Origin of the sequence: Streptomyces sp. NPDC057474 (assembly GCF_042802555.1) — a bacterium.
In the GTDB taxonomy this organism is placed as follows: domain Bacteria; phylum Actinomycetota; class Actinomycetes; order Streptomycetales; family Streptomycetaceae; genus Streptomyces.
In genome coordinates, this window is the sequence record NZ_JBHVDX010000140.1 from 1 (window position 1) to 26,709 (window position 26,709).

General features: G+C 70.5%; 24 protein-coding genes and 1 riboswitch. Of the genes, 11 read left to right on the top strand and 13 right to left on the bottom strand.

The window, feature by feature from the left end; translation table 11 throughout:
• Window positions 1–170 precede the first annotated feature (170 nt).
• Window positions 171–458, top strand: coding sequence for a hypothetical protein (locus tag ACFU53_RS30990; protein ID WP_383999605.1), 288 nt, complete (start codon window positions 171–173; stop codon window positions 456–458).
• 118 nt (window positions 459–576) lie between these two features.
• Here the strand turns inward: ACFU53_RS30990 and ACFU53_RS30995 are convergent, their stop codons facing one another.
• The 3 genes from ACFU53_RS30995 to ACFU53_RS31005 are packed head-to-tail and all read right to left on the bottom strand — an operon-like array spanning window position 577 to window position 3,934.
• The gene (locus ACFU53_RS30995) at window positions 577–1,656 is read right to left on the bottom strand and encodes a prenyltransferase (protein ID WP_383999608.1); all 1,080 of its coding nucleotides are present in this window, start codon (window positions 1,654–1,656) and stop codon (window positions 577–579) included.
• Window positions 1,653–2,453 carry a class I SAM-dependent methyltransferase gene (locus ACFU53_RS31000; RefSeq protein WP_383999611.1) on the bottom strand — a complete coding sequence of 267 codons (801 nt, stop codon included), beginning with the start codon at window positions 2,451–2,453 and terminating at the stop codon, window positions 1,653–1,655. Before ACFU53_RS31000 ends, ACFU53_RS30995 begins: the two co-directional genes overlap by 4 nt.
• Window positions 2,447–3,934, bottom strand: coding sequence for a glycosyltransferase family 4 protein (locus tag ACFU53_RS31005; protein ID WP_383999614.1), 1,488 nt, complete (start codon window positions 3,932–3,934; stop codon window positions 2,447–2,449). Before ACFU53_RS31005 ends, ACFU53_RS31000 begins: the two co-directional genes overlap by 7 nt.
• Window positions 3,935–4,151: 217 nt before the next feature.
• Here ACFU53_RS31005 and ACFU53_RS31010 point away from each other — a divergent pair, with 217 nt between their 5' ends.
• Entirely contained in the window at window positions 4,152–4,787 is a 636-nt protein-coding gene (locus ACFU53_RS31010; protein ID WP_383999618.1) for a TetR family transcriptional regulator, read from the top strand.
• A 29-nt stretch (window positions 4,788–4,816) separates the two neighbouring features.
• A riboswitch (TPP riboswitch) is annotated at window positions 4,817–4,991 on the bottom strand.
• Window positions 4,992–5,082: 91 nt separating this feature from the next.
• Here ACFU53_RS31010 and ACFU53_RS31015 read toward each other — a convergent pair.
• Genes ACFU53_RS31015 through ACFU53_RS31025 form a run of 3 tightly spaced genes read right to left on the bottom strand, consistent with a single transcriptional unit; the run spans window position 5,083 to window position 7,719 of the window.
• Complete coding sequence (locus ACFU53_RS31015) at window positions 5,083–5,949, bottom strand: tetratricopeptide repeat protein (RefSeq protein WP_383999621.1); 867 nt, start codon at window positions 5,947–5,949, stop codon at window positions 5,083–5,085.
• 55 nt (window positions 5,950–6,004) lie between these two features.
• Window positions 6,005–6,238 carry a ferredoxin gene (locus ACFU53_RS31020; protein WP_383999624.1) on the bottom strand — a complete coding sequence of 78 codons (234 nt, stop codon included), beginning with the start codon at window positions 6,236–6,238 and terminating at the stop codon, window positions 6,005–6,007.
• Between the two features lie 2 nt (window positions 6,239–6,240).
• Window positions 6,241–7,719, bottom strand: coding sequence for an aldehyde dehydrogenase (locus ACFU53_RS31025; protein ID WP_383999627.1), 1,479 nt, complete (start codon window positions 7,717–7,719; stop codon window positions 6,241–6,243).
• Between the two features lie 219 nt (window positions 7,720–7,938).
• Here ACFU53_RS31025 and ACFU53_RS31030 point away from each other — a divergent pair, with 219 nt between their 5' ends.
• Window positions 7,939–8,967 (top strand): MBL fold metallo-hydrolase, encoded by a 1,029-nt coding sequence (locus ACFU53_RS31030; RefSeq protein ID WP_383999630.1) that lies wholly within the window; start codon window positions 7,939–7,941, stop codon window positions 8,965–8,967.
• Between the two features lie 83 nt (window positions 8,968–9,050).
• Here the strand turns inward: ACFU53_RS31030 and ACFU53_RS31035 are convergent, their stop codons facing one another.
• Window positions 9,051–10,076 carry a phosphotransferase gene (locus ACFU53_RS31035; protein ID WP_383999632.1) on the bottom strand — a complete coding sequence of 342 codons (1,026 nt, stop codon included), beginning with the start codon at window positions 10,074–10,076 and terminating at the stop codon, window positions 9,051–9,053.
• 516 nt (window positions 10,077–10,592) lie between these two features.
• Between ACFU53_RS31035 and ACFU53_RS31040 the strand changes: the two genes are divergently transcribed.
• Window positions 10,593–11,003 carry a lytic transglycosylase domain-containing protein gene (locus tag ACFU53_RS31040; protein WP_383999636.1) on the top strand — a complete coding sequence of 137 codons (411 nt, stop codon included), beginning with the start codon at window positions 10,593–10,595 and terminating at the stop codon, window positions 11,001–11,003.
• A gap of 139 nt (window positions 11,004–11,142) precedes the next feature.
• Here ACFU53_RS31040 and ACFU53_RS31045 read toward each other — a convergent pair whose 3' ends face one another.
• Window positions 11,143–11,565, bottom strand: coding sequence for an ATP-binding protein (locus ACFU53_RS31045; protein WP_383999639.1), 423 nt, complete (start codon window positions 11,563–11,565; stop codon window positions 11,143–11,145).
• Between the two features lie 92 nt (window positions 11,566–11,657).
• Here ACFU53_RS31045 and ACFU53_RS31050 point away from each other — a divergent pair, with 92 nt between their 5' ends.
• Both ACFU53_RS31050 and ACFU53_RS31055 read left to right on the top strand, forming a co-directional pair.
• A complete protein-coding gene (locus ACFU53_RS31050) occupies window positions 11,658–12,506 on the top strand; it encodes a Scr1 family TA system antitoxin-like transcriptional regulator (RefSeq protein WP_383999642.1) in 849 nt (282 codons plus the stop codon).
• A complete protein-coding gene (locus ACFU53_RS31055) occupies window positions 12,466–12,747 on the top strand; it encodes a DUF397 domain-containing protein (protein WP_383999645.1) in 282 nt (93 codons plus the stop codon). Before ACFU53_RS31050 ends, ACFU53_RS31055 begins: the two co-directional genes overlap by 41 nt.
• Here ACFU53_RS31055 and ACFU53_RS31060 read toward each other — a convergent pair.
• Together ACFU53_RS31060 and ACFU53_RS31065 are read right to left on the bottom strand one after the other, a co-directional pair.
• Window positions 12,730–16,605 (bottom strand): hypothetical protein, encoded by a 3,876-nt coding sequence (locus tag ACFU53_RS31060; RefSeq protein ID WP_383999647.1) that lies wholly within the window; start codon window positions 16,603–16,605, stop codon window positions 12,730–12,732. The genes ACFU53_RS31055 and ACFU53_RS31060 overlap by 18 nt on opposite strands.
• 391 nt (window positions 16,606–16,996) lie before the next feature.
• The gene (locus ACFU53_RS31065) at window positions 16,997–18,166 is read right to left on the bottom strand and encodes a steroid 3-ketoacyl-CoA thiolase (RefSeq protein WP_383999650.1); all 1,170 of its coding nucleotides are present in this window, start codon (window positions 18,164–18,166) and stop codon (window positions 16,997–16,999) included.
• Between the two features lie 224 nt (window positions 18,167–18,390).
• On the opposite strand from ACFU53_RS31065, the gene ACFU53_RS31070 reads away from it, so the two are divergent.
• Window positions 18,391–19,626 carry a cytochrome P450 gene (locus ACFU53_RS31070; RefSeq protein WP_383999653.1) on the top strand — a complete coding sequence of 412 codons (1,236 nt, stop codon included), beginning with the start codon at window positions 18,391–18,393 and terminating at the stop codon, window positions 19,624–19,626.
• Window positions 19,627–20,126: 500 nt separating this feature from the next.
• Here ACFU53_RS31070 and ACFU53_RS31075 read toward each other — a convergent pair whose 3' ends face one another.
• Window positions 20,127–22,193 carry a bifunctional glycosyltransferase 87/phosphatase PAP2 family protein gene (locus ACFU53_RS31075; protein WP_383999656.1) on the bottom strand — a complete coding sequence of 689 codons (2,067 nt, stop codon included), beginning with the start codon at window positions 22,191–22,193 and terminating at the stop codon, window positions 20,127–20,129.
• A 279-nt stretch (window positions 22,194–22,472) separates the two neighbouring features.
• Here ACFU53_RS31075 and ACFU53_RS31080 point away from each other — a divergent pair, with 279 nt between their 5' ends.
• From ACFU53_RS31080 to ACFU53_RS31090, 3 genes are all read left to right on the top strand, one after another.
• The gene (locus ACFU53_RS31080) at window positions 22,473–22,652 is read left to right on the top strand and encodes a hypothetical protein (RefSeq protein WP_383999659.1); all 180 of its coding nucleotides are present in this window, start codon (window positions 22,473–22,475) and stop codon (window positions 22,650–22,652) included.
• Between the two features lie 118 nt (window positions 22,653–22,770).
• Window positions 22,771–23,034 carry a hypothetical protein gene (locus tag ACFU53_RS31085; RefSeq protein ID WP_383999662.1) on the top strand — a complete coding sequence of 88 codons (264 nt, stop codon included), beginning with the start codon at window positions 22,771–22,773 and terminating at the stop codon, window positions 23,032–23,034.
• Between the two features lie 113 nt (window positions 23,035–23,147).
• Window positions 23,148–23,819, top strand: coding sequence for an O-methyltransferase (locus ACFU53_RS31090; RefSeq protein ID WP_383999665.1), 672 nt, complete (start codon window positions 23,148–23,150; stop codon window positions 23,817–23,819).
• 79 nt (window positions 23,820–23,898) lie between these two features.
• Here ACFU53_RS31090 and ACFU53_RS31095 read toward each other — a convergent pair whose 3' ends face one another.
• Window positions 23,899–24,294 carry an FHA domain-containing protein gene (locus tag ACFU53_RS31095; protein ID WP_033527320.1) on the bottom strand — a complete coding sequence of 132 codons (396 nt, stop codon included), beginning with the start codon at window positions 24,292–24,294 and terminating at the stop codon, window positions 23,899–23,901.
• 118 nt (window positions 24,295–24,412) lie between these two features.
• On the opposite strand from ACFU53_RS31095, the gene ACFU53_RS31100 reads away from it, so the two are divergent.
• Window positions 24,413–24,814 (top strand): DUF1992 domain-containing protein, encoded by a 402-nt coding sequence (locus tag ACFU53_RS31100; RefSeq protein WP_383999668.1) that lies wholly within the window; start codon window positions 24,413–24,415, stop codon window positions 24,812–24,814.
• An 87-nt stretch (window positions 24,815–24,901) separates the two neighbouring features.
• Here ACFU53_RS31100 and ACFU53_RS31105 read toward each other — a convergent pair whose 3' ends face one another.
• On the bottom strand, window positions 24,902–26,539 hold the full coding sequence (locus tag ACFU53_RS31105; RefSeq protein WP_383999670.1) for an Hsp70 family protein: 1,638 nt from the start codon (window positions 26,537–26,539) through the stop codon (window positions 24,902–24,904).
• Window positions 26,540–26,709: the final 170 nt, after the last annotated feature.

The following is a 26,709-nucleotide window of genomic DNA, read 5'->3' on the forward strand; positions in this document are numbered from 1 at the left end:
CCTCGTACTGGGCGTACTTGGTCTTTCGTCCGGTGCGGCGAGAGTGCGTGCCGGGCGTCGCAGAGCAGAAGGGACTTCCGAAACACGCCCTAGTCCGGCGAGGGGCCGTCGAGAAGGCCGTCGACGGACGGCCGAGGTTTCATCGAGGGCAAGCGGGCAACCCGTACGGCATGCCTCGAAACAGCGGCTCCAACCAGGCGGGCCGGATCATAGCGATCGTCGCCGACATCATGGCCTTCATCCTCGGCCTGTGGATTCTGATGTACCTGTTGGGCGCGAACGGCACGAACGACTTCGTGCAGTTCATCCATGACGCGGCCCGCTGGCTCGCCGGCTGGTCGCACGACCTGTTCACGTTCGACGAGCAGTGGGCGCGAGTTGTGGCCGGCTACGGCCTGGCGGCCGTCGTGTATCTGTTCCTTGGGCACGCGATCGCCAATCGGATGTACCGGCACTGAGCTCTCCGAGCGGCGCGGGAGAGCTCGTACGGTCAGGATCGTGGGGTGGGTGCGGGTCGACTGCGGTTGCTCGCGCAGTTCCCCGCGCCCCTGAAGGCACCGGCACGCACCCCTCGGCTCAACAGCACTCCGAGTCGTCGAAGTCGTCCAGCCCGCGCGGCAAACGCTCCCCGCCGAAGACCGCGCACGTCGCCTCGTCGCCGCCCAACGCGGCCACGGCCAGCAGCAGGGATCCCGCGGTCCAGGAGGTCAGTTCCTCGGGCCAGACGGCCTGGTCCTCGAAGACGTAACCCGTCCAGTACAGGCCGGAGTCGGCGTCGCGGAGGTGCTGGATGGACTGGAGGATGTCCAGGGCGCGGTCGGACTCGCCCATCGCCCAGAGCGCCAGGGCGAGTTCGGCCGACTCGCCGCCGGTCACCCACGGATTGGGGTCCACACAGCGGACGCCGAAGCCGGGCACGACGAAACGGTCCCAGCCTTCCTCGACACGGGACTTGGCCTCGATTCCGGTGAGCGCGCCGCCGAGCACGGGGTAGTACCAGTCCATCGAGTAGCGGTCCTTGTCGAGGAACCGCTCGGGGTGCCGGCGTATCGCGTGCCGCAGCGCGCCGACCGCCAACTCCCAGTCGGGCTGCGGCTCTTCGCGCTGTTCGGCGATGGCGAGCGCGCAGCGCAGCGCGTGATGGATCGACGAACTGCCCGTCAACAGGGCCTCGTTCACCGGCGTGCCGTCGTCCTCGCGCTTCCAGCCGATCTGGCCGCCGGGCTGCTGGAGGCGCAGGACGCATTCGATCGCCGCGTACACGGCGGGCCACATGCGGTCGAGGAAGGTGTCGTCGCCGGTGGCCAGGTAGTGGTGCCAGACGCCGACGGCTATGTACGCGACGAAGTTGGTCTCGCGGCCGCGGTCGGTGACGTCGTCGGCGTCCCCGTCGGCGTACGCGGCGTACCAGGAGCCGTCCTCGTTCTGGTGCCGGCGCAGCCATTCGTAGGCGCGCTCGGCGGCCTCGTGCTCGCCGGCCGCGTCCAGGGCCATGGCCGCCTCGGTGTGGTCCCACGGGTCGAGGTGGTGCCCGCGGAACCACGGGATGGCACCGTCCGCGCGCTGCACCGCGAGGATGCCGCGCACGGTGGCGGCGGCCTCCTCTGCGGTGAGGACCCCGGGCAGGACCAGGTGTTCTGTCCGGGGTGTGGTCACTTGGTGTCCGCCCCGGCCTTGGTCCCGGCTTCCTCGGAGGATCCGGCTCCCTCGGAAGGTCCGGCTTCCTCGGCGACCCGGGGAAGGTGCGGCTTGGTCGCGTACGCCACGAAGCTCTTGCCGATCAGCGGGTTCAGCGCCTCCTCGGCGACCCGGGTGGCCAGCGGCTTCTTCATGATGTCCCAGACCAGCAGCTTGTGGTACGCCCGCACGGGCAGTGCCTTGTCGTTGTCGACGCCGAACGCGCACTTCAGCCACCAGTACGGCGAGTGCAGGGCGTGCGCGTGGTGGGTGCCGTACGGCTTGAGGCCCGCCTCGCGGATCCTGGCCAGCAGCTCGTCCGCCTTGTAGATGCGGATGTGGCCGCCCTCGACCTCGTGGTAGGCGTCGGAGAGCGCCCAGCAGACCTTCTCGGGGCCGTAGCGCGGGACGGTGATGGCTATGCGGCCGCCGGGCCTCAACACCCGGACCATCTCGGCGAGTACGCCCTTGTCGTCGGGGATGTGCTCCATCACCTCGGAGATGATGACGACGTCGAAGGACTCGTCGGGGAAGGGCAGCGCGAGGGCGTCGCCCTCCATCGCGGTGGCGGTCGCGCCCTCGGGGGCCTCCCCGGCCTCCTTCATCGCCGCGAACCACTTGGCGACCTCGCGGATCTCCTCGCCGTTCTGGTCGAGGGCCACGACCTGGGCGCCGCGCCGGTAGCACTCGAAGGCGTGCCGGCCCGCTCCACAGCCGAGATCCAGGACCCGGTCCCCCGGGGCGAGCGGGAACCGGGAGAAATCGACGGTCAGCACGTGGCCCTGCTTTCGCGGTTGGCGCTTTCGCGGTTGGTCTCGACTACTTCATCGACGACTTCGACAGCCTCGCGGGCTTCGACGACCTCGACGGCCTCGCGGGCTTCGACAGCTTGGTCCGCCGCCGGTACGGCGCTCGCGGCGGCCCCCGCCGGGCGCCCCTCCGCGCGGGCGATCGCCTCGCGGTAGTGGGCCACCGTGCCCTCGGCGGCCCGCGCCCAGGTGAACCGCTGGAGCACGCGCTCGCGCCCCGCGCGGCCGAGCCGCCGCCGGAGTTCCGGGTCACCGAGGAGCCGGCTCAGTCCGGCGGCCAGTGCGCCCGGGTCGCCCGGGGGCACCGCGAGGCAGGTCTCGCCGTCGGGTCCGGCGACCTCCGGTATGGCCCCGCCGGTGGTGGCGACCAGCGGCGTACCGGTGGCCATGGCCTCGGCGGCGGGCAGCGAGAACCCCTCGTACAGCGAGGGGACGCAGGCGACCTCGGCCGAGCGGACCAGGTCGACCAGCTCGGCGTCCGAGATGCCCTTGACGAACTCGACGGCGCCTTCGAGGCCGTACCGCTCGACGGCCTGGGCGACCGGGCCCTCGGCGGGCCGCTTGCCGACGACGACCAGGTGGGCGGCGGGGTACTCGGTGCGCACCTTGGCGAGCGCCTCGACGAGGAAGACGAGCCCCTTGAGCGGCACGTCCGCGCTGGAGGTGGTGACGATCCGGCCCGGCACCTGCGCCACGGCCGGATTCGGCGAGAAGAGGTCGGTGTCGGCGCCGATGTGCACGACGTGCATACGGTCGTCGCGTACGCCGAGGTGGTCGACGATCTCCTGGCGGGAGGTGCCGGAGACGGTGAGCACGGACGGCAGCCGCCGCGCGACGCGCTTCTGCATGCGCGTGAACGCGTACCAGCGGCGCACGGACATCCGCCGCTGCCACCCCTCGGCCGCGTCCAGCTCCAACTGCCGGTCGACCGTGATGGGGTGGTGGATGGTGGTGACGAGCGGCGCGCCCACATCGCCCAACAGCCCGTACCCGAGCGTCTGGTTGTCGTGGACGACGTCGAACTCGCCGCGCCGGGCGCGCAGATGGCGGCGGGCGCGGAGCGAGAAGGTCAACGGCTCCGGAAATCCGCCGGTCCACATCGTCGCCACTTCGAGGGCGTCGACCCAGTCGCGGTACTCGTCCCGCTTCGGGGTGCGGAAGGGGTCGGGCTGCCGGTAGAGGTCGAGGCTGGGCAGCTCGGTGAGGGAGATCCCGCCCGGACCGTCGCCGGGAGCGGCGTTCTCGTCGAGCACGGGGTACGGCTGGGAGCCGATCACCTCGACCCGGTGGCCGAGGCGGGCCAGCTCGCGCGAGAGGTGCCGTACGTAGACGCCCTGACCCCCGCAGAACGGGTTCCCTTTATAGGTGAGGAGCGCGATGTTGAGCGGTCGCTCGCCGTCGGCGGCTAGGTCATGCCGGGACCCCGCCTGACTGGCCTCAGCGGTCACTCCTGGCCCCCTTCTCACTGCGATTTCCCGTGAGGTTACGACGAGACGGTAATCTAGAACAAGTTTCAGAGTTGATCGTTCAAGAGGCTCTGAATCTACCGGCTGGTAGAACCGCTGTGAGAGGTGGATCAGGTGATTCACGCCACGGCACCCGCCCTGGCATGCTATTTGATCGCATACCCTCACCGACCGTCACGACTGTCACGGAACGAGACCCATGCCTGCGGAAGTCAAGGTGGAAGCCAGCACCGTGCGACCGGACTCGCCGCCCCTCACGGAGCGGCAGGAGGCCCGTCGGCGCCGCATCCTGCACGCGAGCGCCCAGTTGGCCAGCCGGGGCGGTTTCGACGCCGTACAGATGCGCGAGGTCGCCGAGTCCTCCCAGGTCGCCCTAGGGACGCTCTACCGCTACTTCCCCTCCAAGATCCACCTGCTGGTCGCCACCATGCAGGCCCAGCTGGAGCACATGCACGGCACGCTCCGCAAGAAGCCCCCGACCGGCGAGACGGCCGCCGAGCGCGTCGCCGAGACCCTGATGCGCGCCTTCCGCGCCCTCCAGCGCGAACCCCACCTCGCCGACGCCATGGTCCGCGCCCTCACCTTCGCCGACCGCAGCGTCAGCCCCGAGGTCGACCAGGTCTCCCACCAGACCACCGCGATCATCCTCGACGCCATGGGCCTGGAGAACCCGAGCGCGGAGCAGCTGTCGGCGGTCCGCGTCATCGAACACACCTGGCACTCGGCGCTCATCACCTGGCTCTCCGGCCGCGCCTCCATCGCCCAGGTGAAGATCGACATCGAGACGGTGTGCCGCCTGATCGACCTGACGGCGCCGGACCGGCGCAAGAATTAGGGCCCCGACCGGGGCCCGCGCACACGAAAAGACCTACGAGACGGGTTCCCTGCGCCGGTATTACCCGGATCAGGTGCTGGGGTCGCCATCAGGCCCTGTCCTGCTACCTTCCGGCCTCTCAGCCCGACCGTCGACGTCGGCACCGGCGGATCTACCATCTCTCGCCACTGTCGGCTACTCCGGTCGGCTCCCTCACTCGTCTCGTAGGCTGATTTCTACGATATAACACTCATGCGGGAATACAACCCCTCAGACAGGTTTTTTTTCGGACAATAAGGTAGAGAGCGGGTCGCCTCTAGCCCACGGCCTCCAGCCCGCTCCAGCTGCGCCCGATCGCCTTCTCCCCCGCCCATCGGTCGAGCAGTCGCCGGACCTCGCCCTCCGGGGCCGCCAGGGAGACACGCTGGGCACCGGTGTGGGTGGTGGCGCGCTCCTTGTGGATGGTGCCCTCGCTGCAGCAGGCGCAGTGCGTCACCACACTGCTGGCGGGCTCCGCGCCGAAGTCGTGATCGGCGAACAGGATGGTGAGGGCCTCCAGGTCGGCGGGTTCGCCGGCCGCGACCGTCACCTGGAACGTGGGCAGGCCGGACGGTTCGAAGAGAAGCAGTTCGTCGAAGACGGGGTAGGCCGAGCCGTCGACGACGCGTTCACCGTTGGGCTGACCGTCGTGGAGGACGATCTCTCCGTAGCGACGACCGCCGGTCACGGGCACGTTCATCACGCGCCCGCGCGTCGGACACAGCCGCTCGATCCAGACCACCTCGCGTCGGCCGTCGGTGTCCAGGCGCACGCAGGCGTGGCCGAAGCGGCCGTTGATCTCGCCCTCGCCGTCGGGCAGCTCGATGCCGAAGCCGGTCCAGGCGTCACGGGCGGTGGCCCAGTCGCGGCGCATCGTGGCCACGATGCCGAGGTTCCAGTACGCGGGGTCGCCCTCGCCACGCGGTGAGCGGGCGGCGGCCTGGACACCGAGTTCGTACGCCTTGTCCCAGTTGCGCAGGAACTTGTGGCCGAGGGCGGCGTCGTACCACCACGCCGCGCTCGACTTCTCGTCCGGGAAATGAGCGAGCACCTGTTCGTAGAGGTCGGCGGCGCGCTGCCACTCCTCGGCGTCCCAGGCCGCGTACGCCTGGTTGATCAGCTCCTCTGCCTCGGACTTCCGCACGTTTCCCCGCCCTGTTCTCCCGATCGTTCCTGTGCCGACCGCAGAGCGTAGGCCTCTACTCCTCCGGCGGGAACACCGGCTCCCCGCTGCCCAGCAGGGCGATCGCGATCGCCTCCACCGGGCAGCCCTCCGCCGCCTTCAGGATGCGTTCGTGGGCGTCGGTCTCCGGGTCGGTGGGGTGGGACTGCATGGCGGAGTCGAGGCGGAAGGTGTCCGGGGCGAGGTGGGTGCACTGGGCGGAGCCGATGCAGAGGGAGCGGTCGACCTCCACATGCCAGCGGTCGCCCATGCCTATGCCTCCCCGGCGGCGGCCGACGGCTCGTATCCGGCGGGCAGGTGGATCATCTTGTGCTCCAGGTACTCGCCATAGCCCTCGGGGCCGAACTCCCGCCCCAGGCCGGAGTTCTTGTAGCCGCCGAAGGGGCCGAACATGTCGAGGCTGAAGGTGTTGACGGAGTAGGTGCCGGTGCGGACCTGGCGGGCGATGTCGATGCCGTGCTCGTCGTCAGCGGTCCAGACGCTGCCGCTGAGGCCGTAGTCGGAGTCGTTGGCGATGCTTACGGCCTCGGCCTCGTCGCCGTACGGGAGGAGGCAGATCACCGGGCCGAAGATCTCCTCGCGGGCGATGCGCATGGAGTTGTCGACGTCGCCGAAGAGGGTCGGTTCGACGTACCAGCCGTGTTCCAGGCCGGGGGGACGGCCGCCGCCGGTGAGGATCTTGGCGCCCTCCTCCTGGCCGATGCGGATGTAGTCGAGGCTGCGGCGCTGCTGGCGCTGGGCGACGAGGGGGCCGAGTTCGGTGGCCGGGTCGAGGGGGTCGCCGACCTTGAGCGCGGCGGCGACGGCCGCGAAGGCCTCGGCGAACTCGTCGTAGCGGGAGCGCGGGACGAGGATGCGGGTCTGGGCGACACAGGCCTGGCCGTTGATCATCCAGGCGAAGGGGGAGATGCCGTTGACGGCCGTCTGCGCGTCCGCGTCCGGCAGGATCACGGCCGCCGACTTGCCGCCCAGCTCCAGGGTGACGCGGGTGAGGTTGCGGGCGGCGACCTCCATGACCCGTTTGCCGGCGGCGACCGAGCCGGTGAAGGAGACCTTGTCGACGCCCGGGTGTCCGACCAGGTACTCACTGACCTCGCGGTCGGCGGGGAGGATGGAGAGCACCCCTTCGGGCAGGCCTGCCTCGGCGGCGATCTCCGCCAACAGGTAGGCGTCCAGCGGGGTTTCGGGCGACACCTTCAGGATGGCCGGGCAGCCGGCGAGGAGGGCGGGGGCGAGCTTCGCGGCGGCGGTGAACTGCGGGACGTTCCAGGGGACGACCGCCGCGACCACCCCGACCGGCTCGCGCCGGACGAGGATCTTGCCGAGCACGCCGTCCCGCCGTTCCTCGTACGTGAATCCGCGCGCCGTCGTGATCGCCGCGTCCCACACCATCATCGAGGCGAGCGCCTGCACCATCACGCTGGAGGTGAACGGGGTGCCGTTCTCGGAGCTGATGATCCGGGCGAACTCCTCGTGGCGTACGGCGAAGGCGTCCTTGATCCGGGCGACGACCTCGATGCGTTCGTCGAGGGTCATCCGTGGCCAGGGGCCGTGGTCGAAGGCGTGGCGCGCGGCGGCCACGGCCCGGTCGACATCCGCGCGCGATGCGTGCGGGACGCGGCCGATGACCTCCTCCGTGTGCGGCGAGACCACCTCGATGACGTCCGCGCCCAGGGGGTCGGTCAACTCCCCGCCGATGAACAGCTGTCCGTGTTCCACGAGCTCGGTCATGGCCGCTGCCTCCCGGAGCCACTTCCCTGACGTACCGTCAGGTTCGAATAGGGAACTGATACCAGTTCCAGCGGGAGGAGTCCATGTTGTCCGCGGCTTGTGCGCGGCTTGTGCGCGGGTTGTCGGCGGGTCGTCGGCGGGTTGACCGCCGGTCGGTGGGGGCGCTCGCGCACTCCCACACGCATCCCTAGTGAAACCCGTTCTAGTTATAGTGACCCCATGACACACGTGACCGATCACGACGGAGGCGTACGGTCCATCAAGGTCCCCATCCCGGACAACCCGCTCGGCCACACCCTCGTGTACGTCGTCGACACCGACCGCGGGCCGGTCCTCGTCGACACCGGCTGGGACGACCCGGCGTCGTGGGACACGCTCGCCGCGGGTCTGGCGGCGTGCGGTACGTCGGTCGCGGAGATCCACGGGGTCGTGATCACGCACCATCACCCCGACCACCACGGTCTGTCGGGCGCGGTGCGCGAGGCGTCCGGGGCGTGGATCGCGATGCACGCGGCGGACACGGCGATCGTGCGGCGCACGCGCGGGACCGGCCCGGACCGCTGGTACTCCTACATGACGGACAAGCTCACGGCCGCGGGCGCCCCCGAGGAACACCTCGCCCCTCTCCGCACTCCTCGCCGCCCCCACGCCCTGCCCGGCTTCTCCCCCGCGCTCCCCGACCGCGAGATCGTCCCCGGCGAACTCCTCGACCTCCCCGGCCGCCGCGTCCGCGCGATCTGGACGCCGGGCCACACGCCCGGACACGTCTGTCTCCACCTGGAGGAGTCGCACCCCTCCCAACTCCCGGGCCACGGCCGCCTGTTCTCCGGCGACCACCTCCTCCCCGAGATCAGCCCGCACATCGGGCTCTACGAGGACCCGGACGACGACACCGTCACCGACCCGCTCGGCGACTACCTCGACTCCCTGGAACGCGTCGGCCGCCTCGCCCCCGCCGAGGTTCTCCCCGCCCACCAGTACGCGTTCACCGACACCGCCGCCCGCGTACGGGAGTTGCTGGCCCACCACGAGTCCCGGCTCACCGGCCTGCTCACCCTCCTCGCTTCTCCCCTCACCCCGTGGCAACTCGCCGAACGCATGGAGTGGAACCGCCCCTGGCCCCAGATCCCCTTCGGCTCCCGCAACATCGCGGTCTCCGAGGCGGAGGCCCATCTGCGGCGACTGGTGAAGCTGGGGCGGGCGGAGGCGGTGGCGGGGAGCGATCCGGTGACGTATGCGGCGGTGTGAGGGGGCGTTCATCGGGACCGGCGCCCTGATGGTGGGGCCGTCGCGGGCAGGTGCGGTTCGCAGGCACCCGGCTCACCGTGCCCTCAGGCCGCCGTCCCCGGATCCGTGAGGGAGCGGATCAACTCCTCGGCGGCTTCGACGAGTTCCACTTCGTGCACGGTCATCGTCGGGTTGACCGCCCGGCGTCGCCTCGCCTCTACGAGGCCCTCTTCCGTCAGGGCGGAGGGACCGTCGGGCTGGTGGGCGAGGAGGGAGACGAGGGTGGCGTGGGCCATCTCGGCACGGAAGTCGGCGGTGTCGACGGCGACTTGGGCGAGGATCATCGCGGAGATGCCCCAGTCGAGACCGGGGGGTCCCTCCTCGGCGTTGCTCCAGTCGATGACCTGGGGGCCGTGGGGCGTGACGATGACGTTCTCGGGGTGCAGGTCCAGGTGGAGGACGCGGGATGCGGGGGCGGCTTGGCCGTGGGGCGCGGATACGGCCTGGGCGCAGGGCGTGGAGAGGTCGTGGTTGCGAGGCGGGAGGGCGTGCAGGGCGTGCAGGAGGCGGGCCAGGGTGGCGCCGACCTGCGCCGGGTCGAGTCGGCCGGCGCCGAAGGCCTCCAGCATCGTCGGCCCGGACAGCCGCTCCAGCACCATCTCCGTACGGGTCGCCGAGCGCACGCGCGGGACGGGGTACCCGTGACCCCGCACGTACTCCATGACCTCGGCCTCGGCGGCCGCGTCCCCCCAGCCGTCCCGGTAGCGCCGCAACACCCAGGCTCCGGCGGGACCACCGGGTCCGGCGAGTCCGCCGGCTCCGTCACGCCTGCCGGGTCCGTTGACTCCGTCCTGCACGCCGGGTCCGCCGACTCCGCCCTGCCCGTCGTCCCCGCCGACCGCATCGCCTCCGTCGCGCTCGCCGGGCCCCGCAGGCCCGTCGACCCTGCCGCGGCCGCCGGGTCCGGTATGTCCGTCGACTCCGTCACGGTCGTCCAGTCCGTCGGGGGCGCCGGCTCCGCCGAGGTCGGCGAGGGCGCCGTGCCCGTCCGTTCCGGACTCGCTTTCGTCGTCGTGGAGTTCGTACACGTCGGCCGTGCGCCCCGCCCCGAGCAGTCTCCCCGTACGCATGGCCCGAACCTATCCCGGCGCACAGACGGCCCTCAGGCTTTTTACTACCGGCAGCTAGAGGGACCGGGTCGTCATCACGCCCGTACGGTGTCCTGAAGGCACTGCGCCGGGCCACCCGCAGGGCCGCCTTCGAGAGCGCGGTCACCTTCACCCCGCCCACCCGATGACCCCCACGTGAGGCACCGCCCACCGTCCGCTACGTGAGCCGTGAACCACCCCACAGGACCCATGTCACATACGAACCGGGGTCGTAGATCGAAGTGCATGGCATGCACACGGCCTTATCCGCGCTGACCTGCGCTTTGAGAGCCACGTCACAGAGAGGGCCGTCGGGACGCATACGACCACAACTAGCAAAAGGGGTCATTGCGGACGGCCGCTCCGGCTGTTTCTCTGGATGAGTCGCAACGGCGCCGACGTGCCCACCCGGGCCTCGGCGCCGACGCACGCCCCCACCGCACATCACGTGGTGAAGGCATGCCCGCGACGGCCATGTCCCCGAAGAAAAGGCTCCCCGTGACCGTCTCCGTCCTCCGCCGCATCGCCTCCCCGAAGAAGGCCCTCGCCGGTGTCACCCTGGCCGCTGCCGCCACCGGTGCCCTGTTCACCGCCGCGCCCGCCCAGGCCGCGTCGGAGGCCTCTCAGGCTCAGGCTGTCGCGAAGAAGATGATCGCGGACTCGGGCCAGTACAAGTGCTTCTCCAACATCGTCGACCACGAGAGCGACTGGGACGTCAACGCGACGAACGCGTCCTCCGGTGCCTACGGCCTGGTCCAGGCGCTCCCCGGCTCGAAGATGTCCTCCGCCGGCTCCGACTGGAAGACCAACGCCGCCACCCAGATCAAGTGGGGCGTGGACTACATGAAGGACCGCTACGGCAGCCCCTGTGGCGCGTGGAACTTCTGGCAGGCCAACAACTGGTACTGATCCAGCACCACCGGCACCACCCGCACCACCGGCACGGCTGACGCAGCCGGCCCAGCCGGCCCAGACCGAAGGCGGCGGCCCCCGATCCCCGGGGCCGCCGTCTTCGTCATCCCCCGCTGAGCGTCGGCGACCGCTTCAGTCACCGCCTTATCCGGCACTCGAACCACACGGTCTTGCCTCCGGCACCCCTGGGCCCCACCCCCCACTTGTCGGACACCGCGCCCAACAGCGTCAGCCCGCGACCGCGTTCCGAGTCCGGCGGCACGTCGTCCCGTACGACGGGGAGTTGAGCCGATCCGTCACCGACCTCCACCCGGACTCCGGCGCCCGCCCGCAGCAACAGCAGCGTGCAGCGCCGGTCCGGGACATGTCGTACGACGTTGGCGAGCAGCTCGGTCACGCCCAGTTCCACGGCGTCGGCCAGCTCCGCCATCGCCCACTCGTCGAGATACGAGCGGACGATCCGGCGGAGGTGATGCGCGGAGTGCTCACCGACGGTGAGGCAGATCCGGTACTGGGCCGGTGGAGCACCCAGGAGGAAGGGGGGAAAGTGTGCGTTCACGCTACAAGACTGCCCCGTCGCGGCTACTGTCAGCTACAGATCGGACACAACCTGTTAAAGAGTGAGTTGAAGCTCAGCAGAGGGGACCGCACGTGACCCAGATCCACACCCTCGATCCCGGCGCCTCACCACTGGACTACTACGGCTTCGAGTTGCGGCGCTGCCGCGAGGCCGCGGGCCTGACGCAGAAGCAATTGGGGGACATCCTCGGGTACACCGAGTCGCTGGTTGGCCAGATCGAGACGGCGAGAAAGTGCCCGACGCTGGAGTTCAGCGAACGGGTGGATGTGGCGCTGGAGACGGGCGGGCTGCTGTCCCGGCTGGCCGTGCTGGTGATGCGCCATCAACTTCCCGCCTGGTTCCAGCAGGTGGCTGAGCTGGAAGTGCGAGCCACCGAGATCTGCTCGTTCCAGACACACATGGTCCTCGGTCTCCTCCAGACGGAGAAGTACGCAAGGGCCGTGCTGGGCAGCCTTGACCGGTCCGATCTCGACGACCGAGTCGCTGTACGGCTGGCCCGCCAGCGCGTCTTCGAAAAGGAGGAACCGCCCACGTTCTGGGCCATCCTCAGCGAGGCCGCGCTCTATCAAGAGATCGGCGGCGCAGACGTCATGCGAGGCCAACTGCGGAAACTGTTGGCGTCCGAGAACAACCCCCGGATCAACATCCAAGTCCTGCCGTTCTCGGCCGGAGCACACGTCGGACTACAAGGCTCGTTCGACCTCTATCGCTTCGAGCGCGACCCAGCCATCGTTTACACCGAGGGCTACGGCCGTGGGCATCCGACCGCCGATCGAGCAACCGCCAGGGACTGCTCGCTCCGTTACGATCATCTGCAGGCCGCTGCGCTCTCCCTCGGGGACTCGGCGGAGCTAATCCGACGTGTGATGGAGGAACGCTATGGGGGCCAACGTGAATCCGGTCGGGATCCAGTGGCGTAAGTCCAGCTACAGCGGCGACCAAGGCGGCCAATGCATCGAATGCGCGCCCCTCGGCCCCCTGGCCTGGCGCAAGTCGTCGCACAGCGGCGACCAGGGCGGCGAGTGTGTAGAGATCACCGAAACCCCCTCCCCCACCATCGCCATCCGCGACTCCAAGAACCCGGTGGGCCCCCAACTCACCCTGGACCCCGTCGCGTTCAGCTCCTTCCTCGGCTGGGCCGCGTCAGCACACGCCGCCTGAATCCTGGTCCGGCAGGTACAAGGCCCTCTCCTGCTGGGTGAGGTCGCGGTGGACCGCCCGGCAGATGTTGGTGATCGCCTTGGCCGGGAGAGGCAGGGCCGCGTCCCACAGGCGTAGGCGGTCCTCGTAGTCACCGACCGCGAGGGTGCGCCCGTCCGGGCTGAACGCCAGCCGCGCGGCGCCCCCTCCGGGGAGGGTCGCGCGGGCGTACCTCGTGGCGGTGTCCCACAGCCGTACCGAGCTGCCGGCGGCAGTGGCCAGCGTACGGCCGTCCGGGCTGAACGCCAGTTCCACCGGGCCCTCCGTGAGGCTCACGGTCAACGTCGCGTCGAGGTCTCCCGTCTCGATGTTCCACAGCCGTACCTTGCCGTCGGCGTTGGCGGAGGCGAGGGTGCGGCCGTCCGGGCTGAACGCCATCGACTCCACCTGCCTGAACATCAGGGCGAGGTCGCCCTCGGCGCCCTTCGGCGTGGCCCGGCCGGCAGGTTCGGTGAGCCTGGTCCGGATACGGCCGGTGGAGGCGTCACGTAGCCGGATCTCCCCCTCCTGGCCTCCGGTCGTGGCGAAGACGTCGCCCGTGGGACTGAAGGCCAGCTGCGAGCCGTCTTCGACCTTGGGAAGTTCGGCGCGGGGACGCCCGGTCCCGGTGTCCCACAGCACGAGGCCGTCGCCCACCGTCACCAGCGTGCGGCCGTCGGGGCTGAACGCCATGCCGTTGACGAAGCGGCTGGGGAGAGTGGTCCGCAGGCGCCGGGTGCGGACGTCCCACAGCTGCGCCCGGACGTCGTTGGTGAGGGCGAGCGTCCTGCCGTCGGGGCTGAAGAGGACCGGCCCCACATGGGTCAGACCCTCGTCGAGTACGGCTCGCGTGCGGCGGGTGGCCGTGTCCCACAGCCGTACCGTGCTGGTGATCTCGCTGAAGTCGTCGGTGGTCCGGACGCTGCTGGTGACGAGGGTGTCGCCGTCGGGGCTGAACGCCACGGACTCCAGGTCACCGTCGGGAACATCCAGCGTGGCGCGGGGACGGTTCGTGCCCGCGTTCCACAGTCGGACGCTGACGTCGCCGCCGCCGGACCTGTCGGCCTCGTTGCCCGCCACCAGGTCGTTGCCGTCAGGGCTGAACACCACCGACATCACGGGGCTGGTGTGGCCGGTGAGCGTGGTGTCGGAGCGGCCGGTGCCGAGGTCCCAGAGGCGTACGGTGCTGTCGTAGCTGCCGGCGGCCAGGGTCTTCCCGTCCGGGCTGAACGCCATCGACTCGACGCGGCTGCTGGCACTGGTGAGGGTGGTCCGCTGCTTGCCGTCGGCCACGTCCCACAGATGTACGGTGCCGTCCTCGGTACCGGTGGCCAGGATCTTCCCTTCGGAGTCGAACGCGAGTGAACTGACCACTCCCGTACTGCTTTTGAGGGTGGACAGCACTCTTCCGGTGTCCAGGTCCCACAGTTGCGCGGTGTGGTCCCGGGTGCTGGTGGCGAGGGTGCGTCCGTCGGGGCTGAACGCCACCGCCATCTCCAGACCGGTGGGGCCCTCGAGGGTGGTCGCGACGCGGCCGGTGGCCACGTCCAGTACCTGCCCGCCCTCCGCGACGGCCAGCGCGCGGCCGTCGCGATCGAAGCCGACCGCCGCCATGTTGTCGTCGTCGGGCTCACGGACGGCGACCGATGCCCGTACCCGTCCGGTGTCCAGGTCCCACAGCCGTGCCTCGTCGTTGTGACTGGTGGCGAAGGTCCTGCCGTCCGGGCCGAAGGCCACGGTGCGCACGAGGTCGGGGTCGTCCTCGTCCGTACGGCCGGTGAGCACGTTCCGGGTACGTCCGGTCGCCGGGTCCCACAGCCGTACCGTGCCGTCGAAACTGCCGCTGGCGAGGGTCTTCCCGTCGGGGCTGTAGACCAGGGCGGACACGGTTCCGGCGTGTCCGGTCAGCCGGCGTTCGAGCGGGACGGCCGCGGCGGCGTACAGGCTCCGCGTGGCCTCGCGGGTGGGGCTCGTGCGGTACGCCTTGATGGCCAGGAGCGAGGCGAGGTCGGTGTCGCTCTCCAGCAGGGCGGCGGACTGCGCGGCCAACTGTCGGGAAAGTCCGTCGCGTTGGGCGTCCAGGGCGCTCTGGCGCTGCCAGTAGGCGACGGCCGTGGCGGTCAGGGCGAGGGCGAGGAGGCAGGCGAGGGAGCCGACGAGGGCGCGCAGGCGGCGGGTGGTCCTGGCTCTGGCGCGTTCTTCCTGGTCGAGGGCGGATAGGCCGGCGGTGAGGAAGGCGGCTTCCTGGTCGGTCAGGTCGTCGGTGTGGCGCGGGCCCCCGAAGTACTCCCGAGCCGTGACGAGCCGGCTCCCCCGGTACAGCGCGCCCGCGTCGCGGCCCAACTCCTCCCAGGCGCGGGCCGCCTCGGTCAGTTGCCGGTGGGCGCGCAGGCGGTCCCGGTCCTCCTCGATCCAGCCGCGCAGACGAGGCCAGGCGGTGATGAGCGCCTCGTGGGCGACTTCGACGATCGGGCCGTCGAGGGTGAGCAGCCGCGCCCGGGTGAGCGCCTCAAGGACCTCGGCGACCTCCTCCCGACCGGTGCCCGTGGTCTCCAGCTCGGCCCTGCCGGCGGGCCGACGCGTGTCGGGCGTGCCGTCGCCCGGGGAGATAAGCCGCAGCAGCACCCGGCGTGCCGTGGCCGCCTCGCCCTCGGTGAACCGGCTGTAGACGTCCTCGGCGGTCTTGGCGATCGCCCCGTCCAGTCCGCCGGCCGCCTCGTACCCGGCCAGGGTCAGCGTCTTGCCCCGGCGCCGCCGCCATGTCTCCAGCAGTACGTGCGACAGCAGCGGCAGCCCGCCGGGCGCGTCGGTGATCACCTCGACCAGCCGCGTCGTCAGCGCCCGCTCCACGGTCAGCCCGGCGGCCGCGGCCGGCTTGACGACGACCTCGCGCAGCTCCTCCGAACTCAGCGGCCCGGCGAGCAGATTGGCGTCCCCCAGCGCCTCGGCCAGCTCACGGTGCTCGGCGCACCGGCCGTAGAAGTCCGCGCGCACCGCCAACAGCACCCGCAACCGGCTCTGCGGCTCGCGCGCGGTCAGCAACAGGTCGATGAAACGGGCCCGTTCCGCCGCGTCGTGGCAGAGGGTGAAAACCTCCTCGAACTGGTCGACGACCACGAGCGTGTCACCGTCGCTGTCGTTGTCGCCCCTCCGACCGCCACCATCGCCGTCACTGCCGCCCTCGCCGCGGCCCTCGCCGCCGCCCTCGCCGCCACCATCGCCGTCACTGCCGCCCTCGCCGCCGCCCCGGCGGCTGTCCCTCGCGTCCAGCAGAAGGTCGTACGTGCGGGCCAGTTGGTCGCCGGGCGTCAGGATCCGAATCCCGGACAAGCGCGGGTCCCGCTCCTGCGACTCCCGGAGGACGGGTATCAGACCGGCGCGCAGCAGGGAGGACTTGCCGATCCCCGACGGACCGAAGACCGCCGCGAACCGTCGGCGACGCAGCAGCCCGACAAGCTCGGCGGTGAGCCGGTCCCGGCCGAAGAAGAGGCCGCTGTCGTCGGTCTCGAACCGGGCGAGTCCCCGGTACGGCGGCTCCCCGCCCGTCCCGTCGTTCTCCGGGTCGAACGCGGCGGCCTCCTCGACCGCCTGGTGCCACCGGATCTCCCACTCCGCCGGGTCGCCCCCGCAGGCCCGCACGAAGGCCAGGGCCACCGGCAGCGTGGGCAACTGCTCGCCGCCCGCCGCCTGGGAGAGGGTGGTGATCGAATAGCCCGCCTGCCCGGCCATCGCCCGGTAGGTGCGACCGCCCGCCTCGGTCCGCAGTTTCCGCAACTCGAACGCGAACCGCTGCACCGGCCCGGCCCCCGGATCGACCGGCACCTCACGACGACCCGCCACCGCGCTGATCCCCTCCCGCCACACCCACACCGTCCCGGACAACCAACGTACGCATCCGGCCACCTAAGCGGAGAGATCGCGTCCAGCCATTGTTTGGCATGCTCGACACCCCTGCCTAACAATGCGCGACCCGGTGAAATCAGTGGTGTGGGCGGTACGGGGGCCGCACACGACGGGGGACGGAGCGGCACGGCCACGGGGGACTTGCCGCTCACGGGGGAAGGGAAAGGGGCGGCACGACCAGCCGCCACGGGGGACAAGGGCGGCACGGGGGACTTGCCGCCACGGGGGAGGGCCCTGCTGGCCGCGGGACGACCAGCAGGGCCATTTCCGTCTCAGGGCGCCGGACATCGGCCGGACGGCCGCCGGCCGACAGTCGACCGGCGGCGGGTCACAACCGCTGGATGATCGTCCCGGTCGCCAGCCCGCCGCCCGCGCACATCGTCACCAGCGCGAACTCCTTGTCGGTCCGCTCCAGTTCGTGCAGCGCGGTCGTGATGAGCCGCGCGCCCGTCGCGCCCACCGGGTGCCCGAGGGCGATCGCGCCGCCGTTGACGTTGACCTTCGCCAGGTCCTGGTCGAAGACCTGCGCCCAGCTCAGCACCACCGACGCGAAGGCCTCGTTGATCTCGACCAGGTCGATGTCCTTGAGCGACATCCCGGCCTTCCCCAGCACGGCCTTGGTCGCGTCGATCGGCCCGTCGAGGTGGAAGTGGGGGTCGGCGCCCACGAGAGCCTGGGCCACGATCCGCGCCCGGGGCCGCAGCTTCAGCGCGCGGGCCATCCGCTTCGACGCCCACATGATCGCCGCCGCGCCGTCGCTGATCTGGGACGAGTTGCCCGCCGTATGGATCGCCGTCGGCATGATCGGCTTGAGCCGGGCCAGCGCCTCCATGGACGTGTCGCGCAGCCCCTCGTCGTGGTCGACGAGCCGCCACATGCCCTGCCCGGCGCCCTGCTCCGCCTCGGTCGTCGGCACCTGGACAGCGAACGTCTCCTTCTTGAACCGCTCCTCGGCCCACGCGGCGGCGGCCCGCTCCTGGGAGATCAGCCCCAGCGCGTCCACGTTCTCCCGGGTGAGCCCCCGGTGCCGGGCGATCCGCTCCGCCGCCTCGAACTGGTTCGGCAGGTCGACGTTCCACTCCTCCGGGAACGGCTTCCCGGGCCCGTGCTTGGACCCCGACCCGAGCGGCACCCGGGACATGGCCTCGACCCCGCAGCTGATCCCGACGTCGATGACGCCCGCCGAGACCATGTTGGCCACCATGTGCGACGCCTGCTGCGAGGAGCCGCACTGACAGTCGACGGTCGTCGCGGCCGTCTCGTACGGCAGGCCCATGGTCAGCCAGGCCGTGCGCGCGGGGTTCATGGACTGTTCGCCGGCGTGGGTCACCGTGCCGCCGACGATCTGCTCGACGCAGTCGGCGGGGATGCCGGTGCGGCCGAGGAGTTCACGGTAGGTCTCGCCCAGCAGGTAGGCGGGGTGCAGGTTGGCGAGCGCGCCACCGCGCCTGCCGATGGGGGTGCGTACGGCTTCGACGATCACGGGTTCCGCGGCCATGGGGAATCCTCTCAACGGTTACCCGCGCGGCGCGGGGCGTCCCGGCCCGGCCCGCCACGCAGAACTAGTACGCGTTCTAGTTCTCTTGAGCAGTCTGCTGAGCGTGACTGCGCGACCGCAAGGGGCGTGCGGCAACTGAAAAGCCCGTACCCCTTGCTAGTTGTAGAACCCGTTACTACGGTCACCGCAATTCCCTGTATCTGATGCGCCGTCAGGAGTTGCCGATGCCCTGTCCAGCGCTGCCCGACGGGTTCGACTTCACCGACCCCGACCTGCTGCACCACCGTGTCCCTCTCCCGGAGTTCGCCGAACTGCGCCGCACGGAACCGGTCCACTGGGTCCCGCAGGCACCCGGCATCGCGGGCTTCGCGGACGACGGCTACTGGGCCGTCACCCGGCACGCGGACGTCAAGTACGTCTCCACGCATCCGGAGTTGTTCTCCTCGACGGTCAACACCGCGATCATCCGCTTCAACGAGCACATCGAGCGCGACGCGATCGACGCCCAGCGCCTGATCCTGCTGAACATGGACCCGCCGGAGCACACCCGTGTCCGCCAGATCGTGCAGCGCGTCTTCACCCCGCGGGCGATCCGCGCGCTGGAGGACAACCTGCGCCACCGTGCCCTGAACATCGCCCGGGAGGCCGTCGCCCATCCCGGCCCCTTCGACTTCGTCACGGAGGTCGCCTGCGAACTCCCCCTGCAGGCCATAGCCGAGCTGATCGGCATCCCGCAGGAGGACCGCATCCGGATCTTCGAGTGGTCGAACCGGATGATCTCGTACGACGACCCGGAGTACGCCATCACCGAGGAGGTCGGCCAGCAGTCGGCGATGGAACTCATCGCGTACGCCATGAACATGGCCGCCGACCGCAAGCAGTGCCCGGCGAAGGACATCGTGACCACGCTGGTGGCCGCCGAGGACGAGGGGAACCTCGCCTCCGACGAGTTCGGGTTCTTCGTGCTGATGCTGGCGGTCGCGGGCAACGAGACGACCCGCAACGCGATCACCCACGGCATGCACGCCTTTCTCACCCACCCCGACCAGTGGGACCTCTACAAGCGTGAGCGCCCGGCGACGGCGGCCGAGGAGATCGTCCGCTGGGCCGCCCCGGTCAACTCCTTCCAGCGCACCGCCACCCAGGACGTCGAACTCGGCGGCAAACTGATCAAGAAGGGCGACCGCGTCGGCATCTTCTACGCCTCCGCCAACCACGACCCGGACGTCTTCGAGAACCCGGACACCTTCGACATCACCCGGGACCCCAACCCCCACCTCGGCTTCGGCGGCGGGGGCCCGCACTTCTGCCTGGGCAAGTCCCTGGCCGTCCTGGAGATCAACCTCATCTTCAACGCGATCGCCGACGCCATGCCGAACCTCAGGCTCGCCGGCGAACCGAGCCGGTTGCGCTCCGCCTGGATCAACGGGGTCAAGCACCTCCAGGTGACCACGGCCTGACCGCCCCACCCCGCTGTGCTCGGGCCGACGGCCTCCCGGCGCCGTCGGCCCGTCCTGCTGGAGGCAGGGGCTTCACCGTTCCTGTGGACCGAGCGGGAGTGAGCCCGTTCAGCCGCGCGCCCCGAACGGTCCTGGGCGAGCTGGTCCCCGGCCTACTCGACCCCGGGGCGACCACACGCATCCTGTGCGTGGTCCGGGCCCGGGAGGCCCCCGCGGCCGGAGGCCGCTGATGGACACAGCCCTGCACGACCTGGCCACACAGGTACAGCCAGAGGCGACGGAGAGGCCCTGAACCATCACACCCGTGAAACAGGGGGCCCCGCACGCTGACGCCGTACCCCGCGTCCCAGATCCCAGATCCCAGATCGCAGATCGCAGATCGCAGATCGCACGATCACGCCAACCCAAACAGCCCAGGACAACGCCAGCCCGGAAGCCGACCATCACACGATCGAGCTAATTCGACCCCATGCGCACTCCTTGGCGAGCAGCTACCGCCCCTACACCCCGCCCCTGCCTCCGCGGTCTCCGTCCACTCCGCCACCGTTACGCTGGGCGGCCGCGGCGAGTCGGTCGGTCGTCTGTGGTTGCTCGCGCAGTTCCCCGCGCCCCATTCGGGGCGCGGTGGTGCGAGGGCCGGTCAGGAGGTACGTCAGGCCGAAGCCCGCGCCCACCACCGCCGCGCCGCCGACCGCGTCGAGGATCCAGTGGTTGCCCGTCGCCACGATCGCCAGGAGCGTGAAGAAGGGGTGCATCAGGCCCAGCACCTTCATCCACACCTTGGGCGCGACCAGCGCGATCGTGAGCCCGCACCACAGGGACCAGCCGAAGTGCAGGGACGGCATCGCCGCGTACTGGTTGGCGAGTTCGGTGAGCTTGCCGTAGTCCGGCTGGGAGAAGTCCTGGACGCCGTGGATCGTGTCGATGATGCCGAGGCCGGGCATCAGGCGCGGCGGCGCCAGCGGGTAGAAGAAGAAGCCGACGAGCGCGAGGACCGTGGTGAAGCCGATGGCCGTGCGGGCCCAGCGGTAGTCGGCGGGGCGGCGCCAGTAGAGAACGCCGAGGACGGTCATCGGGACCACGAAGTGGAACGACGTGTAGTAGAAGTCGAAGAAGTCCCGCAGCCAGTCGATCTTGACGACCGTGTGGTTGACCCAGTGCTCGATGTCCATGAACAGGGCCTTCTCGACGGCGAGGACCTGCCCGGCGTGGTCCTCGGCGGCGGCCCGGCTGCCGGTGGCCTCCAGACGGGTGCGCTGATAGGCGGCGTACGTGACGCGGATCAGCAGCAGTTCGAGGAGGAGGTTCGGGCGGGTCGCCACCCGGCGCAGCAGCGGGGCCCAGCTGAACCGGGTCTCCGCCTTCGGGGCGTACTCCGTGGGGATCGGCGCCCGGTAGTACTCCGAGGTGCGGGACAGGAACGGCACGACGAGCGCGGCGGCGAGCGCGGCCAGCAGGACGACGTTGTCACGCGGCGCGTGCAAAACGCCCACGTTCGGCACCATCATCTTCGCGGGCAGCGTCATCACCAGGACGACGGCGACCGGCCACACGTAACGCGACGAGGCATTTTTGCCGACCCGGCCGACCACCGCGAGCAACACCCACAGCAGCTGGTGCTTCCAGGACGTCGGCGAGACGGCGACCACGACACAGCCGGTGACGGCGACCGCGAGCAGCAGCTGCCCGTCCCGGGCGTAGTAGATGGCCCGCCGCATGCCGAGCACGGAGACGGCGGCGGCCAGCGCGAAGAAGACGACGATCTCCAGCGGGCCCTCCAGGCCGAGCCGGAGCAGCGCGCCGTGCAGGGACTGGTTGGCGAGGTCGTCCGCACGGCCGCCGAGGCCGACGCCGGCGAGGTGGTGCACCCAGTAGGTGTACGAGTCGTGCGGCATCGCGGCCCAGGCCAGCGCGGTGGCCCCGGCGAACGTGATCCCGGTGCTCGCGGCGGCGCGCTTGCGGCCGGTGAACCACAGCAGCGGCACGAACAGCAGCACGGTCGGCTGGAAGGCCGCGGCGAGCCCTATGCAGACCCCGCTGGTGCGCTCGCCCCGGACCGCGAAGCAGCCCGCGAGGACGAGCAGGACGGGGAGGATGCTGGTCTGGCCCAGATACAGCGTGTTGCGCACCGGCAGCGACAGCATCAGCAGGGTGACCGCGACGGGGGCGGCGAGCAGTGCCGTACGGCGGGTGACGGGCTGGGGCAGGGCGCGGGCGGCGACCAGGCCGAGGGCGACGACCAGCAGGAGGGTGCCGAAGGTCCAGCCCCAGCCGAGCGCCTGTTCGGCCATTCGGGTGAGGGGCTTGAGGACGAGGCCGCCGAAGGGCGTGCCCGTGAACCGCGTCGAGTCGTACAGCGAGCCGTTCACGTGCAGGACGCCGCTGGGCCCGACCCAGGTCTCCAGATCCGTCAGCCGCTCGCCCCTGGGCGTGTTCAGCACGACCGCGATCTGTCGCACCGCCAGGATCGCGGCGACCAGCCACAGCACGGCCCGTACCGTCCCCAGCCGGCCCGCCGTCGAGCCCGCTCCGGCGGCACCGCCCGGTCTGCTCTGCTCCGTCGCCACGCGCTGTCGTCCTCCCGCCCCGTTGACGTCCCACCGAGAAGGCTCGCACTGTCCCGGTTGTGAGACGCGGGCAACCCCCTCTTCACCTGAGAGTCGCCCCTGTTTTGTCCGGATGACGATAGTGCGCGGAAGGTTGCCCGCACCCTCAAGGGCACGACGCGGGTCACAGATGCACATCACGAGCGGGGTTGTGACAGGCCACTGACAAACACCTGGAAGCATGGCTGCGGGCAAGACGGCACGTCAGCGGTGCAGCAGGAGGGCACGGGGGATGAGGGGATGAAGGGTTTCGTATGGGGGCGCACGCGTCCGGCGGAGTGGGCGCACGGGAGGCGCGAAGCTCGCGGACGGCTGCTGGTGGTCGTCCTCGCCCTGCTGGGGCTCCAGCTGGCGTCGCTCGTGGCACCGGCGTACGCCTGCGGCTGCGGCGCGGTGCCGGACAACCAGCGGAACACGTGAGGGCGGTACGGACTTCCTCACCGCCGTCGAGCAGGACTTCCCGCGGCCGGAGCGGATCTCCGGCGACCACACGCTGCGGCGGGCCGCGGCCGACGACACCTATCGAAAGGTCATCTACGTGGACGAGATGTGGACCATGTGGGGCATCCCCGGCTGGCTGCTGTCGTTCGGCATCGGCATCGCCGTGCTGGCGATCAAGGCGGTGGCGGTCGCGATCGTGCTCAGGCGCAACGCGAAGCGGCAACTGCCGCCCATGCCGCCGCCGGGCGCGGCCTTCATGCCGCCGGGTGCCTACCCGCAGGGTGCGCCGATGCCGCCAGGTGCCTACCAGCCCGGGGCGCCCGCGGCGCCGGCCGACCAGAAGCCCGGGCCGAACGACTGAAACACACCCTGGAACCGCTGACAGAGGGCCTGCCCCGCGCCTATATTCATTAGCGCACCTACTTAGCTGATCTAAATAACTGTCCTGATGAAAGGCGCGGGAGGCACAGCTTCATGAGCGAGTCGCGGACCTGGGACGACGTCGACGACTACTTCACCACCCACCTCGCCCCGAACGACGAGGCCCTGGCGGCGGCGCTGCGCGACAACGAGGCGGCCGGACTCCCGGCCATCGACGTCGCCGCCAACCAGGGCAAGTTCCTCCATCTCCTCGCCCAGATCCAGGGCGCCCGCCGCATCCTGGAGATCGGCACCCTCGGCGGCTACAGCACCATCTGGCTGGCCCGGGCGCTGCCCGCCGACGGCCGGCTGATCTCCCTGGAGTACAGCGCCCGGCACGCGGAGGTCGCGTGCCGCAACATCGCGCGCGCCGGGCTCGACGGGCTCGTCGAGGTACGGGTCGGCCCGGCCCTGGAGTCGCTGCCCAAGCTGACCGACGAGAACCCCGAGCCGTTCGACCTGGTCTTCATCGACGCGGACAAGGCCAACAACCCGCACTACGTGGAGTGGGCCCTCAGGCTCACCCGGGGCGGCAGCGTCATCGTCGTCGACAACGTCGTACGCGGCGGCCGGGTCGCCGACGCCGACAACACCGAGCCGGACGTCCGCGGCACCCGGGCCGCCATCGAACTCATCGCCGCGCACCCGAAGTTGAGCGGCACGGCGATCCAGACGGTGGGCAGCAAGGGGTACGACGGCTTCGCGCTGGCCCGGGTGCTGGACTGACCTCGCCTCCGGATCCGGACCGACACGCCCCGGGGCCTGGACCGACCTGGTCCCCGGGGCCGGGGTCGGGGCCGGCCCGTCAGGCCTCGTGGTAGAAGCCCACGTTGACGCTGCGGGGGCCCGTGCGGTCGTAGATGACGAGTTCGCCGGAGCCGCCGTGCGGGAGCTTCGCCGTGCCGCCGTACGGGAGCGGCGAGGGCTGGTGGCCGAGCAGGGTCAGCCGCACCTCGGAGGACGGGTCGGCGTGCGAGCCGCGCAGCCAGGTGACCTGCCAGCTCCCGTCGGGGGCGCACAGGAACTCCAGATGCACGCGGGAGACGAAGAGCCAGTCGTCGGGTGTCGCGAGACGGCACACCGCCCGATCGCGGCCCACCCGGAGCACGCCGCCCGGCTCGCTGGGCGCGTCGGCCATCTGCATGCCGGCCGTCGCCCCGGCGTCCGCCTCGGAGACCGAGGCCATGGTGAGTTCGAGCACGTACCGCTCCTAACGGGTCAAACTCCAATTGTCGCTGCGCACGGCGCGTTTGGCGCGCCGCCGCCGCATGATAATTCGCCGGATCGTCCTGTTGTGCGGGCTCCGGCACAATGGAGTCATGACCGAGCGAAAGCCACCCGGTGTCAGCTTCGAGTCCTTCGTCGACAAACAGATCCGCGACGCGGAGGCGCGCGGCGACTTCCAGGCCCTGCCCGGCGTGGGCCGACCGCTGCAGAGCGACGACACGACCTACGACGAACTCTGGTGGATCAAGCAGAAGATGGCCCGTGAGGGCATGTCCGTCCTGCCACCGACGCTGGCCCTGCGCAAGGAAGCGGAAGACGCTCTCGCGGCCGCCGCCCAGGCCCCTTCCGAACCCGCGGTCCGCAAGATCATCACCGAGATCAACGCCAGGATCCGCGAGATGATGTTCAGGCCGCCACCGGGACCGCCACTGGGCCTGAAGCCGTACGACGTGGAAGAGGTCGTACGACAGTGGCGTGAGCGCCGGGAGGGGTGACCGCAGGAGCCCGAGTTCTCCGCGAAGCCCCCACAGGGGAGTGGCTCGCCGCCTTCCCCCACCTGCGGGAGTCGGGCTTTCCCCTAGTCACCACAACGCCCAGACGACGCCACCGAGGAGGCCCAGCGCCACCAGAGCGGCGAGAAGCGAGAGGACGAAGGGCCTCGGCGCACCGCTCATCTGTTGCTCGTAGGCCGGCTGTTGCGCGGGGGCCGGCTGTTGCTTGCGGACCGGTGACCCCGCGGGCTTCCGTCGAACCTGCGTGCGTTCCACTGCGCAGACGCCGTCGGCGTCCATCGACCACGTCGTGCCCGTGGCCGAGTCCGTCGCCGAGGCGCGCAGTAAGGCGTTGCCGTCGATTTCGAACATCACCTCGATGTCCACCGCCCCGCCGTTCGCGGGCCTGGTCAGATCGGTGAGGCGCAGGACACCGAGTTGCTCGTTGTCGGCCGCGGTCTCGCTCTCTCCCTGCAGGATCGGGATCTGTACAGTCGCCGCGTCCAGGTCCCGGGGCAGTGTGAACAGCTCCGACCGCTTCGTCGGGATGGTGGTGTTGCGCTCAATGAGCCTGTTCATCGAGCCGCCTCGGATGGCGATCCCCAAGGAACGAGCGGTCGCATCCAGGAGCAGGATGTCGTGGACGACCCCCGTGAGCACTCCCGCCTGGAGTGCGGCCCCGTACGCGACGCTCTCGCTCGACTGCGTGACCATGGCGGGGGCGTGATCGCCGAAGTGATCCCGGAGCAGGGAGATCATCGCGGGCATCCGTGTCGATCCTCCGGTCATGACGACCCTGGACACTTCCGACACCGCGATACCCGCATCCACGAACACCTGAGCCAAGGGCGCCGCGCACCGGTCCAGAAGGGGCCGGGTCACCTGCTGGAACTCGTGCCGTGTCAACCGGTCGTGCAGATGCAGCTGCCCCTGCGCGGACGCGGCGACACAGGGCACCTCGATCGTGGCCTCGGTGGCCGACGACAGTTCGACCTTGGCCTTCTCGGCGGCCTCGCACAGCCGGCGCAGGGACGTCGGGTCGGCCGCCGGGTCCACCCCGTGCAGGCTCCTGAAGCGGGCGGCGAGGTGCCGGGCCGTCTCCATGTCCCAGTCGTCACCGCCGAGGCGGGCGTCGCCGCCGCTCGCCTTGACCTCGATGACGCCGTCACCGACCTCCACCAACGAGATGTCGAAGGTCCCGCCGCCGCAGTGGACGACGAGCACGGTCTGGTCGTCGCGGTCGATTCCGTCGAACAGGGCTGCAGCCGTGGGCTCGTTGATGATGCGAAGCACCCGCAGGCCCGCGAGCTCGCCCGCTTCCCTGGTGGCCAGGCGCGCGGCATGCGAGAAGTGGGCCGGCACGGTGATGACGGCACCGGTGACCTCCTCGCCCAAGTACGCCTCGGCATCGCGCTTGAGCTTGCCCAGGATCAGTGCGCTGATCCGGCTCGCCCCGTAGGTCCGGCCGCCGCACGCGAACGTCCGGTCGGTACCCATGTGCTGTTTGACGGAGGAGACGGTGCCCTGGACGTTGACGACGGCCTGCCTCCTGGCCGCGTCTCCGATCAACGTCTCGCCGTTCGGGGTGAACGCGACCACGGACGGTGTGGTGCGGGAACCCTCCGCGTTGGGAATGACGAAGGGTTTTTCATACCTCTTGTCGGTGCAGGTGAGCGCGGCGACGACCGAACTGGTCGTGCCCAAGTCGATCCCCACGACACGCGCCATGTCGCTCCCCCTCGAACATTTCACGCAGTCTTGAAGGGGATGCTAAGAGCCTTCGGGCGGCCAGGCCTTCCTCCATGGCGGATGCGCCCCCTGAACGCAACCGTTCGCCAGGGGCTCCCCGCAGGGCGCCGCCCCGCCCACACGTGAGGCCGCGCCCCGGTGCACGACCC